The organism is Parasphingorhabdus pacifica (assembly GCF_054779195.1).
In genome coordinates, this window is sequence record NZ_BAAGYS010000021.1 from 255,024 (window position 1) to 267,431 (window position 12,408).

Below are 12,408 nucleotides of genomic sequence, written 5' to 3' on the forward strand. Positions count from 1 at the left end.
AGGTCAACGGACTCCGACATCCGAATCGGCCAGGTGCTTCTCAGGCCGAGAATGCGCCGAAAGCCGGAAGTTCGTGGGCGGCGTAGTCGGGGTCGAGTCGCAGCGACGGTCCAAAGCAGTTCGGATCGGCGTAGATCCGCACCTCGCTGTCCGTGTTGTTCACCACGACGTGCGTGCCCGTCGGAAGAGTGTTGCAGCCTTCCGGGCTCGGGAACTTGGTCACCGGAGCGAAGTCCACGGTGAAGACGATCACTTCACCGCTCTGCTTCTCCGATCCCGCGGAACTTTCTCCTGCTGCGGCCGAACTGGCAGAGGCCCCCAGCGCCAGAGCTCCTACGGCGAGGAGTGCCGATACGGAACGAAACATCATGGCACCAAATCCCTTCTCATCTCACTTGACCACGGCTTCTGCGTCGGAAGCCGTACGTTTTCCGATCCGAGTGCCCGACCGACCGCTGTGCCCGACCGATCGCTGTGTCCGGGCGTGCGTGGGGGCGATCAGCTGCTTGGGGTAGGTGGGTCAGCCAGCGGAGTGCACGGACGCAGGAACACGGAGACAGCCGTCGGTTCGCACCCCCGTTCCCGGTTGAACTGGATCCAGCCGAGGCGACACCGCGACGAACCGCGGGGATAGTTCTGGAAGAAGCTCTGAGACCCCAACGTTCAGAATGATGAACGTGACCGAGCGTAGCAGTCGGCGAAACCCTGGCCGCCAAGGACACTCGTCTGTCCATAGTGAACTTTTGGGGCGGATTCGTGTGCCGCGACCAGGATGTTTGGCAGTGGTCACCCCCGTGAGTAAGGGGTGTAATGATCGCGCATGGCTATGTCAGGTTTGCCGAGATCATCTTATTTGGTGAAATTCCGGACGATGCCTTGAAAGTGCTTACGCGTGCCTCCCGCTGCATCGAGTGGGCGCTTTCACAGGTGCGGGGGAGCGCGGTGCAGGCAGGTGTGACATCGGTAGGTATGGCCCGTGGAGCTGCTCTGGCCCTGTGGGCAGGTTGCTGTCCCAGGTGTCGCTTTTTCGGCCGCAATCCGGAACTAGTCGAAACGGAGCACTGTGACCACAATGGACTAGTACCTGATCTCTCGGGCCGGTTCGTCGTCACATAGGAATGAATTTTCCTCACGTAATCCCGAAAAGATGAGAGACGATCATCAAAATGACGGATCAATCTGTTCCCGATCGAGTGGGGCGCGCTTGCGTGGGCTGCACGTGGAGTTCGGAACGTGATCTGATCCCGGATCGAGGGGCACGGACGTAAGTGCCTTCATTCCCTGAGCTGACGAGGAGAAGATTCGAATGCTGTCCAAGCTGGGAAAGAAGCCCGGGGTGTTCGGTGTGGCCGCACTGCTCGCCGCGGCGCCGTTGCTCGCCGCTCCGATGGCACAGGCGGTGAACGACCCGGCGGCACAGGAAAGAGACGAGGCGGCGAAGGCTCTGCTGATCTGCGACCTGGACGGACGGGCTGAGTTCACCCCTGCTCTGGGGCCGGCTTTGCCCGGGAATGCCCCGCAAACCACGATGACGATCGAGGGCGAGGCGACGTCCTGCAGCGGTGAATCCGACGTGGTCAGTGCGAAGTTCACCGGTTCGTTCCAAAGCGCGCTCTCTTGCACGAGCCTGCCGAACGACACCGAGGGCGAGGCGACCATCACCTGGACGCACGAAGACGGCACCACTTCGGAGAGCACGGCGGACTTCGCGCTTACGTTCGACCAGTTGAACTCCGGACACTTCGGTGGCGAGATCACCGAAGGCGAGTTCGTGGGCAATGAAAGCAGCGGCACCGCGGAGATCGACCTGCTTGGTGCCGGCGCCGCATGTGCGACCGGTGCCGCGACCGGTGGCGTCGACGCGCTGGAGTTCTCCGGGAAGTATCAGATGACGAACTGATCCGAACTCGGAGCGAGGCGATGAGCGGGGCGAACGCTCCGCTCATTGTCGTGCGATGGCGGCGCCATGTGGTGCCGCCATCGACCACGAGGTGTCCTGGCTCGGGATCGGCGTCAGGGTGTAGCGACCAGCAAACGGACTGCCGGATCAACCGGCCCCGGCGGTGCCGCTGTCATCGGCGTGCCCTTGGCCGGTCGTCGGGCTTGTCGGAAGTGTCGTCGCGGTAGCGATGAGTGTGCGGGCGGCGGCTTCGATGCGCGGGATGTCGCCGGTAACGAGCCGGTCCAGGCACAGGCCGCGCAGCCCGGAGATGAGCAGGCTCGCGTGGGCACGAGCATCCAGATCGTCGAAGCCCAGATCGCGGTAGACGGGGACGAGCGGATCGACCATGGCGTTGACGGCTTCGGCGGCAACCGAGGCGTACCGGTCCGGTTGGGTCGGTGCCAGGCTCAGTACCTGGAAGAGAATGCGGATGGGGCGTTGCTGACGGCCGCGCGTGATTACTTCCCATAGCGTCAACGCTGCCGTGCGCAGGCTTTCGGTGTCGTGCACACCGTTGAACAGGTTGCCGAGATCGGGGCGGCTCGCTGCGATCGCCTCCGCGATCAGGTTGTCCCGGCTGCCGAAGTAGTAGAGCAGCATGCGCTTGCTGGTGCCCAACTGTTCGGCCATCGGGCTCAAGGACATGTCGGCGATTCCGTGGGTGGCCAAGTGGTCCACCGCCTGGCGGAGCAATTCGGCACGCTTGTCGGTCCGGGAACTCACCCGTTGACCGTACCGACCGGTACATCTAGCGTTCAACCGGATGTACCGTTCGGTACAAGCATCTCGAGTGCGTAACCCGAGGAGAACCATGTCGAAGACGACGTCATCGGTGGCGATCATCGGTGGCGGGATCGGTGGGCTCACTCTCGCGCTGTCGTTGCGAGCGCGGGGTGTGGACGCCGTCGTGTACGAGCAGGCGGCCGAACTCCGCGAAGTGGGCGCTGCTGTGGCGTTGTCTGCCAATGGCACTCGCGTGCTGCATGATCTGGGTCTGCGTAAACAGCTGGCCGACTGTTCGGTGGTACCGACGGAGCTGATCTATCGGGAGTGGTGCGACGGGAACCGCGTGGCCTCGTACGGGGTGGCCGCCAGCTATGCGGAGCGGTTCGGTGCACCCTATTACGGCGTGCACCGTGCAGACCTGCAACGCATGCTCGCCGAGGCGTGCGGGCCGGACACGGTGCGCCTCGACCACCGCTTGGTGGATGCCGCCACATCCGGCGAAGGACATCAGCTGGTGTTCGCCAACGGCGCCACGGCCCGTGCCGACGTCGTCGTCGGGGCCGATGGTGTGCACTCAACGGTGCGCCGGTGGATCACCGATGCCAACCCTGCCGTGTACTCCGGCACCAGTGGTTTCCGGGGGATGGTCCCCGTCGAGAAGGTCCCTTCGATGCCGGACCCGGGCGCGATCCAGTTCTGGATGGGGCCGGGTGCGCACGTGCTGCACTACGCGATCGGCGACGGTTCGCTCATCAACTTCCTGGCGGTGGTTCACGAGCCGGAACAGTGGTCGTCGTCCAGCTGGGTTGAGAACGTCACCCCCGCACAGCTCTCGGCGTGCTTCGACGGCTGGCATCCAGGCGTGCGGGAGATGGTCGAGTCGACCACCCTTCATCGACGCTGGGCATTGTTCGGCCAGGCGCCGCTCAACCGCTGGCACCGCGACGGGATCGTGCTCATCGGTGACGCCGTGCACGCGATGCTGCCGCACCACGGGCAAGGTGCCAATCAGACGATCGAGGACGCCGTGACACTGGCGGAGTGCTTGCACCGTTACAGCCAGGAGCAGGCGTTGGAACGCTACGAAAGGCTGCGCCGAGCGCGGACTCGCGCGGTCCAGCGGAGTTCGTGGGTGGCTTCGGACCTGCTGCACCTGCCTGACGGTCCGGACGCCGACGAGCGCAACCGCGCTTTGGGCACCATTTCGACGACACTCCAATGGATCCATGCCCACGACGCGGAAGCTGCGGCATCGGCGTAGCGGATGGTCGGGCGCGAGCAGCTCGAAAGTCCGAGTTCTCTCGGTATCCGGCACCTGCTCGCGGGTGTTTGCATGATGCCCGTCAACCTGTGCAGGAGCCGATCTTCACCGGGTGCGTGGGCGGCCCACCTGGTTAAGACGGTCGGCTTACGGCCCGTTTTGACGATTCCGTAGCGCCCTCCTCGTTCGTAACATGGGTCACAGAAGCTGCTCCAGACCCGGGTCGCATCGGTGGTTCGAGCCCACGAGTCACCTCGCGCGAAGCGCACCAGGTCCTACCTCGCGCTGGAGAACCAGTTGCTGATCAACAGGGACACCATGATGTGATTCTGGGGGCACTACCTTCCGGATGAGGAAGCGCGGGAGAGCTCGGACGCCTCCCCGCTGCGCGCCGAAAGCCATGCGGGCCTGCCTCCGGCGTTGGTCTACGTGGCCGAGCACGACCCCTTGCACGACGAAGGCGTCGCCTACGCGAAGGCACTGGCGAACGCCGACGTCCCCGTCGTCCTGGATGAGGCCGATGGGCAGATGCACGGCTACTTGCAAATGGCGAAGATCCTGCCCGGATATGACGAGGGCATGCAGTTCGTCACCGGCTACCTCAACCAGTTCATCGCTTCGTTCGGCAAGGAGGTCTGATCCGTGCCCGACCACGACGTGATCATCATCGGTGCGGGCTTCTCGGGAATGTACCAACTGCACCGGCTTCGCCAGTCCGGTCTCGACGCGCATGTGATCGAGGCGGGCGACGACGTCGGTGGCACCTGGTATTGGAACCGGTATCCGGGAGCGCGCTGCGACATCGAGTCGGTCGAATACTCCTACTCCTTCGATCCGGAGCTCGAACAGGAGTGGAACTGGACCGAGCGGTACGCCGCCCAGCCGGAGATCCTCTCCTACGCCGAGCACGTCGCAGAACGGTACGACCTGCGCGCGGACATCACCTTCGGCGTCCGCGTCGGGAACCTGGACTGGTGCGACGAGATGACACAGTGGACGGTGAGGACCGACGACGGTCGAAGTCGAACCGCCACGTACGTGATCGCGGGGACCGGCTGCCTGTCGAAGCCGTCGATCCCCGAATTCGACGGGACCGACGACTTCACCGGTGAGCTGTACTGGACCTCCAACTGGCCGCACGAGAACGTCGACCTGGAGGGCAAGAAGGTCGCAGTGATCGGCACGGGCTCCTCCGGCCTGCAAACGATCACCGCGATCGCGCCGGTCGTCGGGAAACTGACGGTCTTCCAGCGTACGCCGAGCTTCGCCGTGCCTGCGCACAATGGGCCGAACGAACGTCTCCCCGAGGTCAAGCCGCACTACCAGGAGTTCCGCGAGGCGAGCCGGATCACTCGGACCGGTTTCCAATGCGACGAAGGCACCACCCTCCTCACCGAAACCGGGCCCGAGGAAGTCGTGGCGGAGCTCGAGCGACGCTGGAACGCGGGCGGCCTCTGCTATACCTCCGCCTACTCGGACATACTCAAGGATCCGGACGCCAACGAGGTGGTCGCCGAGTACGTGCGCAGTCGGATCCGGGCCAAGGTCGAGGATCCGGGTTTGGCCGAGAAGTTGTCACCGCGCACGTACCCGATCGCGAGCAAGCGGATGTGCGTCGAGACCGGTTACTACGAGGTGTACAACCAGGACAACGTGTCGCTGGTCGACATCAACGAAGAACCGATCCGACGAAGCACCGAGCGGGGGATCGTCGCAGGCGATGCTGAGCACGAGTTCGACGTGCTCATCATGGCCACCGGATTCGACGCGATGACCGGCGCACTCGATGCCATGGAGATTCGCAACGGCGGCCGGACCCTGCGGGAGAAGTGGGCACACGGCCCGCGTACCTACCTGGGCCTGATGTCGGTGGGTTTTCCGAACCTGTTCACGGTCACCGGGCCGCAGAGCCCTTCGGTGCTGTCCAACATGATGACCTCCATCGAGTACCACGTCGACTGGATCACCCGTGCGCTGGAGCATCTTCGCGAGAACGGCTGGAGCCGGATGGAACCGGCGCTCGACGCCGAGGACAACTGGGTGAACACCACCAACGACGTCGCGGCTCTCACGGTCATGCCGCAGGCCGCGTCCTGGTACATGGGCGCCAACATCCCGGGCAAGCAGCGGGTGTTCATGCCGTTCGTCGGCGGTGTCGGAACCTACAAGCAGGTCGGCGACGGCATAGCGATGGCGCACTACCACGGATTCGAGCTGAGTTGAGCCGGACTCGGCAGTACCGGGCACCGGTCTCGATGAGTCGCCCAGGGGTCTGCAGCCGCTGCCTTGGCCGCTGACGAGCGGGCGCCACTGCGGGCACTCCCGCCGGCTCGACGCGCCCCACGACGGTGTTGGTAATGGTGCCGATAGCTTCGACCGTCATCTCGACGACGTCGCCGGGGCTGGAGCGATGGCGGATCTTGGATGCTGTGACGGCCCCACAGTTCGGCCAGGCAGCCGCCGTTTCCGCAGGTTCCCGACCCGATGACGTCGTCGGGGCGGACCTGGGTGCCGCGCACGGCGTAGGTAACGAGATCCTCGAGGGCGATCCCATGTTGGACAGGAGGTCGCGACCGATCTCGATCCCGGAGGTATCGCGACTTCGTCGTGGCCACCGACGAGGGCGTACGGGTTGGTGAAGTAGAAAGCAGGGGCCTCGTACCACTCCGGTACCACCTCGGCCGCTCCGTCCATGCTCTGGATGACCCCCTCGACGTGTTCCTCGAACGCCACGAAACCCCGGACGGTGGGGGTTTCCAACGGGGGCAGCAGGCGCACATCAGCCAACGCGACAGCGTCCGTTGTCGACAACGTGCGCTGCCCGGCTTCGCGCAGTGTGCCGTTTCGTAGAACTGTCGAGTACCAACGTCCCGGATGGGACCTGGTGCAGGACGTCGTCTTCGACGACGCCGCAGCGTACGGTGCCGTCCAGGTGTTGCACTGTGGCGACGTGCAAACCTTGTCCTTCTCGTTCGGACTGTTGTGACGCGGGAAGGTGAATCAGACGGGTGTGGGGCCGCGACGAGTCCCGGTCCGGATCGTTGAACGACTTGCTCGCGACGAACTCGTCCATGGGGCTGCAGTGGGCGGGGGTATCGAGTCGGCGTCCTCTGCGGGACTCTTAGGCTGGTGGACACAGCCTGCGAGGAGGAGCTTGTGCCTGTGACTGAAGAGCCGGACGCGGGGACGCGCGGTCCGCTGCGCGATCAGATCCACGACGCATTGCAGGCTCGCATCAGCGATGGCCGCCTTCGTCCCGGTGATCGACTGTTCGAGCAGGAGATCGCTGTTGAATTCGGCGTGTCGCGCGTTCCCGTACGGGAAGCGATCCGCATGCTCCAGAGCACGGGCTTGATCGAGGTGCAGCCTCGGCGCCGCGGTGTCTTCGTCCGAAGCTTGGATCGGCGGCAGCTCGAAGAGCTCTTCGACGTCCGCGAGGCGCTGGAGGCGCTGGCCGCGAAACTCGCTGCCGAGCGGAGCGGTGCCGACGACGTCGAGTACCTCGGGGAGTTGTCGGCGCAGGCGCGCAAGGCGCTGGAATCCTCGGATGTGGGGGCCATGTCGGAGGCCAACGCCGCGTTCCACGACAAGCTCGTCGAGTTGGCGGACAACGAGCTGCTCACCTCGATGCTGGAGCCGTTGCACGACAGGTTGGCGTGGCTGTTCCGGCTGAACCTGGAGCCTGAGCGGGTGTGCGGTGAGCACGAGGAGCTTTATGCCGCCATCGCAGCGGGGGACGTGGCGCGTGCCTCCGAGGTCGCCAAGCGGCACGTGCATTCCAGTCGTCTGATGGTGCTCAACGGGATCGTGTACTAGAGGTCCTCGGCCCGGTGGCGCCAAGCCCGGGGCGGAGCCCGGCGCCACCCACAGCTCTCCGCGCCTACGGTCCGGCACGCACTCAGCTGAAGGGCATCAACGGGTGGGGGGCCAGTTGGTCATCGCCTTGGGACGCGGGGGCGCGTACGTGCGCACCTTCGAGGTGGTCAGGCCGAGGCGGACGAGCGACTCGGCAACCGTCACGGCTGCGGTAACGCCGTCGACGACGGGCACCCCGGTGCGTTCGACCACGCGTTCCGCGAGTCCCGACATGCCGCCGCAGCCCAGGCAGATGACCTCTGCCCGGTCGTCGTGCACCGCGCGGGCCGCTTGCTCCGCGATGGTGTCGACGGCGGTCTGGGGATCGCGTTCGAGGTCCAGCACGGCCAAGCCGCTGGCGCGCACGGAGGCACAACGGGCGTTGAGGCCACCGGCGACGAGTCGGTCCTCGATCAGGGGAACCGTGCGGTCGAGGCTGGTCACGACCGAGTACGTGCGGCCGAGGAACTGTGCGGTGCTGGCGGCTGCTTCGGTGATGTCCACGACCGGGACGTCGAACAGTTCCTGCAGCCCTTCCCGGCCGTGTTCGCCGTACCCGGCCTGAATGATGGCGTCGAAGGGTTCCGGGTAGGACCGGACTGCTTCCATCACGGCGATCGCGGCGAGATAACTCTCGTAGTTGCCCTCGACGGATTCCGCTCCGAATGACGGGGTCAGCGGAATGATCTCGGTGTCTGGGGCCGCGGCCCCCGCAGCCTGCTTGCCGATGGAATCGGTGATGGACGCGGTGGTGTTGACATTGACGACGAGAATTCGCATTGTTTCAGCTTTCCAAAATCTTGAAGACCGGCTGCTCCTGCGGCGGATGGTTCGCGGTTCCGCAATGGCTCACTCGGCTGCGACGGCGATCTGTTCGCCGTCCACGTCCCGTGCGTCGGGCTGGCGGTCGCTGATGACGGCGTAGACCAGTGCGCCGAGGATCGCCCCGATGAACCAGGAAAACCCGGCTACGGAACCGAAGGCAGGCACCAGCGCCAGAACGACGGCGATCGCAGCCGACGGAATGAAGGCCCAGACGGCCTTCGGGTTGTACCCGTGCCGGTAGTGGTACTCGCTCTGCGAATCCTCGGCGTAGAGGTCCGGGACGTTCACGCGGGTCTTACGCAGCAGCCAGTAGTCGGCCATGATGACGCCGAAGAGGGGGCCGAGGAGCGCGCCCAGACCGCCGAGGAAGTAATTCACCACTACCGGGTTGTTGTAGAGGTTCCAAGGCAGGATGACGACGCCGATGAGGGCGCTGGCGAGGCCGGCCCGGCGGAAGTTCAGGTGTCGCGGGAAGAGATTCACCAGTACGTAGATGGGCGCCACGAAGTTGGCGAGCAGGTTCACCGCGATCGTCAGGATGATGAGTGCGAATGAGGCGAGCGCCAGCAAGAAGATGTTGGGGATCGTCTGGACGATGTCCGTGGGGCTGGTGATCACCTGCCCGTTCAACTCGAACTGGGCTCCGGCGAGGACGACGACGATACCGGCGAAGAAGAGCATGTTCACCGGAATCCCGATCACGTTTCCACGGACGATCGATTGGCGACTCTTGGCCGAGCGCGTGAAGTCGCAGAAGTTCAGCACGAACGTTCCGTAGATCACCACCCACAGGGCAGCACCCTGCAGGATGTGCAGCCACATCGCTCCGCCGGTGAGCGGCTGATCCGTGGACAGGGAGATGGATCCGCCCGCGCGGACGAACATCCAGATCGCCAAGGCGCACATCGTGATGAGGGTGGTCGGTGCGGCCACTGCCATGTACTTGCGGATCACGTGCATGCCGTAGCTGACGATGAGGACTTGGATCACCCAAAGCGCCAGAAATGTGATCCACCCGAGCGTCGACAATCCCAGCACCGACTGGTTCTGCAGCGCCTTCAACCCCGGGAACATGGCAATCAGAAGGGCGTTCAGCACAGATGCGGCGAGGTATGTCTGAATGCCGAACCAGGCGATGGCGACCACGCCGCGAACAGCCGCTGGTATTTGCGCGCCTTTGGTGCCGAAGGCGATGCGACTCATGACGGGGAAAGGCACGCCTGTTTTGTGGCCCATGTAGCCGGACAGCGTAAGGAGGAGGAACAGGAGCACGGACGCGAGGACGAACGCCGTCAGGATTCCCCACACGTTCAAGCCGAGTGCGAAGAGACCGATGGCGAAAGCGTAGTTGCCCAGGCTGTGCACATCGTTGGCCCAGAGCGTAAATACGTTGTAGGCGCCCCAACGGCGCCCTTCCTTTTTCGTCGGCGCGAGATCGTAACTGTACAAGCGAGAGCTGGCGGTAGTGGTGTCCACATCGGATTGGTATTCCGTGGAAGTCATCAAGCTGCCTCCGAGCTTCCGCTGTGCAAGTTTCGGGTCTCTCGCGTGTGACGTGCTGCGATGGACCTCTTCGAGTGGGTCGCGCGGTGGGAATGTGCTGTCCGCCGCGGTTCATGCGCGGAGCGGTGCCGACAGGGTGATCGCCCACCGGGGATGCCAAAGAGGTTGACAACGCCCGTCCACTCGAGGAGTTCCACGGTCGTGGGGAGGGCAGCTGTTCGATGCATTGGACTCTCCGTTGAGTCGGGAGCAGGAGTGGCGCACTCGCGCTCCGTGCGACGACAAGCGGGGCACCGTGGAGCTATCGGATAATTCTGAACTTGCCGAGTACTGCCCGCGCCCTACCTGGAAGTTTTCACTATACGAAAGTATACGTTTGAGATGTGGAGACAGTAACGGCCTCGCTGGTCGCCGTCAACAGTCGCCCGTGGGGCCGCCATCGAGCATCGAAGCGGTGGCGCCGCCCTGGTCGGCGGTGGGCTTGCGGTGGCGCGAGGTGCGCGCGTCGCCAGTCCGTCTGCGTGGTGGAGTTTGCTCCGAGCTCGCCGAGTCGGGTCACTCTTGACGGTAACCCGTGCCACCCTTAAGACTGCGTATACACACAAATATACTTCCGCGATGCGGAAATGCGGCCGGGTTCACTGAGCGAGTCAGTCCCGAAGTTGCCGATCGTTCCAGGTGAGTGGCCTAGGCGCCATCTGGATCGCCGGTTCGGGCTCCCGCACGATCCGTTCGGCCGTGCGGCCGAGGTCATCCCGCCTGGCCGGAAAACCAGCGATGGTTCAACGATTCGTTGATGCATCGGAACGAGGGAGGTAACTGCGTTGGCTGAACCAGGAACCGGGCGAGCGGGGTTCGACGTGCTCTTTCGCGCGCCACGGCTCATCGGCCCGCATGGGGAGACGTCCGGCTGCGTCGGTGTCCGCGACGGTCGCATCGCGGCCGTCGAACCACTCGAAGCCGAACTCGATGCCGCCGAGATCGTCGACCTCGCCGAGGACGAGGTCCTGTTGCCCGGCCTGGTGGACACCCACGTCCACGTCAACGACCCGGGCCGCGCCGAGTGGGAGGGGTTCGAGACCGCCACCCGGGCCGCTGCCGCTGGCGGTGTCACCACGATCGTCGACATGCCGCTCAACAGTCTCCCGCCGACCATCGACGCCGATGCCCTGGAGGTCAAGCGCAAGGCCGCACAGGACAAGGCTCACGTCGACGTCGGCTTCTGGGGCGGTGCCGTGCACGGCAACCTCGATGAACTGCGGAGCCTGTACGAAGCCGGGGTCTTCGGCTTCAAGTGCTTCCTGTTGCACTCGGGCGTCGACGAGTTCCCGCCGCTCAACCCGGCCGAACTCGACGATGCGCTGCGTCGACTCGCCGAACACGACGCGATGATGATCGTGCACGCCGAGGACTCCGACGCCATCGAGCACGCTCCGACTGCGCATGGTGAGGACTACCGCGACTTCCTGACGTCGCGTCCTCGTGGCGCGGAGAACGTCGCCATCGCGCAGGTCATCGAACTCGCGCGGCGCATCGGGGCGCGCGTGCACATCCTGCATCTGTCGTCTTCGGACGCCTTGCCGTTGATCGCCTCCGCCCGGGCAGACGGGGTCAAGGTCACTGTCGAGACCTGCCCGCACTACCTGAGCTTCAGCGCGGAGGAAATCCCGGATGGCGGTACCCAGTTCAAGTGCTGCCCGCCGATTCGCGAGGCGCGCAACCGCGAACTGCTGTGGAAGGGCCTGGCCGAGGGCATCATCGACTGTGTCGTGAGTGACCATTCGCCGTGCACGCCCGACCTCAAACACCTCGACATCGGTGACTTCGGCGTCGCTTGGGGCGGGGTGTCCAGCCTGCAACTTGGCCTGTCCTCGGTGTGGACGCAGGCGAGGGTGCGTGGACACAGCCTCGCCGACGTCGTCAGCTGGATGGCGCGCAAGCCGGCCGAACTCGCAGGAATGCGCGGTAAAGGTGCCATCGCGGTCGGCCACGACGCCGACCTGTGCGTGTTCGCGCCCGACGACGCCTTCGTCGTCGATGTCGCCAAGCTGCGACATCGCAACCCGGTTTCGCCTTACCACGGTCGTCCGCTGTCCGGGGTCGTGCGAGGGACCTGGCTGCGCGGAAGCCGGATCGTCGGCCCGGAAGCGGAAACACCATCACCGCAGGGAAAGTTGCTGAGCCGCGGCGAGGCCTGATCAGCCGCGGGTAGGCGTGGTGAGTCGTGTCCGGTTGTGTTTTCGATGTGGAGGAGCTCACTTGAGTCAGTCGTCTTATTTTGCTCCGGAGGGTGGTT

Annotated in this window: 9 protein-coding genes and 1 pseudogene; 6 read left to right on the top strand and 4 right to left on the bottom strand. The window is 64.7% G+C overall.

What is annotated here, in order from left to right; translation table 11 throughout:
* Nucleotides 1-40 precede the first annotated feature (40 nt).
* Entirely contained in the window at nucleotides 41-370 is a 330-nt protein-coding gene (locus tag ACYVAN_RS24370; protein ID WP_460963542.1) for a hypothetical protein, read from the bottom strand.
* A 936-nt stretch (nucleotides 371-1,306) separates the two neighbouring features.
* Between ACYVAN_RS24370 and ACYVAN_RS24375 the strand changes: the two genes are divergently transcribed.
* Nucleotides 1,307-1,900: a hypothetical protein gene (locus tag ACYVAN_RS24375; RefSeq protein WP_460963544.1), complete on the top strand. Its 594-nt coding sequence runs from the start codon at nucleotides 1,307-1,309 to the stop codon at nucleotides 1,898-1,900.
* Between the two features lie 147 nt (nucleotides 1,901-2,047).
* On the opposite strand, the gene ACYVAN_RS24380 is transcribed toward ACYVAN_RS24375, so the two are convergent.
* Nucleotides 2,048-2,665 carry a TetR/AcrR family transcriptional regulator gene (locus ACYVAN_RS24380; protein WP_460963546.1) on the bottom strand — a complete coding sequence of 206 codons (618 nt, stop codon included), beginning with the start codon at nucleotides 2,663-2,665 and terminating at the stop codon, nucleotides 2,048-2,050.
* Nucleotides 2,666-2,753: 88 nt separating this feature from the next.
* Here ACYVAN_RS24380 and ACYVAN_RS24385 point away from each other — a divergent pair, with 88 nt between their 5' ends.
* The 4 genes and pseudogenes from ACYVAN_RS24385 (at nucleotide 2,754) to ACYVAN_RS24400 (ending at nucleotide 7,745) form a co-directional block, all read left to right on the top strand.
* Nucleotides 2,754-3,929: an FAD-dependent monooxygenase gene (locus ACYVAN_RS24385; RefSeq protein WP_460963548.1), complete on the top strand. Its 1,176-nt coding sequence runs from the start codon at nucleotides 2,754-2,756 to the stop codon at nucleotides 3,927-3,929.
* A 339-nt stretch (nucleotides 3,930-4,268) separates the two neighbouring features.
* Nucleotides 4,269-4,568, top strand: a pseudogene (locus tag ACYVAN_RS24390) (alpha/beta hydrolase fold domain-containing protein); the annotation flags it as partial.
* Between the two features lie 3 nt (nucleotides 4,569-4,571).
* Nucleotides 4,572-6,152: a flavin-containing monooxygenase gene (locus ACYVAN_RS24395; protein WP_460963550.1), complete on the top strand. Its 1,581-nt coding sequence runs from the start codon at nucleotides 4,572-4,574 to the stop codon at nucleotides 6,150-6,152.
* 939 nt (nucleotides 6,153-7,091) lie between these two features.
* Nucleotides 7,092-7,745, top strand: a complete 654-nt coding sequence (locus tag ACYVAN_RS24400) for a GntR family transcriptional regulator (protein ID WP_460963552.1) — start codon at nucleotides 7,092-7,094, stop codon at nucleotides 7,743-7,745.
* Between the two features lie 96 nt (nucleotides 7,746-7,841).
* Here the strand turns inward: ACYVAN_RS24400 and ACYVAN_RS24405 are convergent, their stop codons facing one another.
* Both ACYVAN_RS24405 and ACYVAN_RS24410 read right to left on the bottom strand, forming a co-directional pair.
* Complete coding sequence (locus ACYVAN_RS24405; RefSeq protein WP_460963554.1) at nucleotides 7,842-8,564, bottom strand: aspartate/glutamate racemase family protein; 723 nt, start codon at nucleotides 8,562-8,564, stop codon at nucleotides 7,842-7,844.
* 69 nt (nucleotides 8,565-8,633) lie between these two features.
* Nucleotides 8,634-10,112 (bottom strand): NCS1 family nucleobase:cation symporter-1, encoded by a 1,479-nt coding sequence (locus ACYVAN_RS24410; protein WP_460963556.1) that lies wholly within the window; start codon nucleotides 10,110-10,112, stop codon nucleotides 8,634-8,636.
* Nucleotides 10,113-10,936: 824 nt separating this feature from the next.
* Between ACYVAN_RS24410 and allB the strand changes: the two genes are divergently transcribed.
* Entirely contained in the window at nucleotides 10,937-12,310 is a 1,374-nt protein-coding gene (gene allB, locus ACYVAN_RS24415; protein ID WP_460963558.1) for an allantoinase AllB, read from the top strand.
* Nucleotides 12,311-12,408 lie beyond the last annotated feature (98 nt).

Bases quoted from the DNA above. Each gene is read 5' to 3' on its own strand.
- ACYVAN_RS24370 (WP_460963542.1), bottom strand. From the start codon at position 370: ATGATGTTTCGTTCCGTATCGGCACTCCTCGCCGTAGGAGCTCTGGCG.
- ACYVAN_RS24375 (WP_460963544.1), top strand. From the start codon at position 1,307: ATGCTGTCCAAGCTGGGAAAGAAGCCCGGGGTGTTCGGTGTGGCCGCA.
- ACYVAN_RS24385 (WP_460963548.1), top strand. From the start codon at position 2,754: ATGTCGAAGACGACGTCATCGGTGGCGATCATCGGTGGCGGGATCGGT.
- ACYVAN_RS24405 (WP_460963554.1), bottom strand. From the start codon at position 8,564: ATGCGAATTCTCGTCGTCAATGTCAACACCACCGCGTCCATCACCGAT.
- ACYVAN_RS24410 (WP_460963556.1), bottom strand. From the start codon at position 10,112: ATGACTTCCACGGAATACCAATCCGATGTGGACACCACTACCGCCAGC.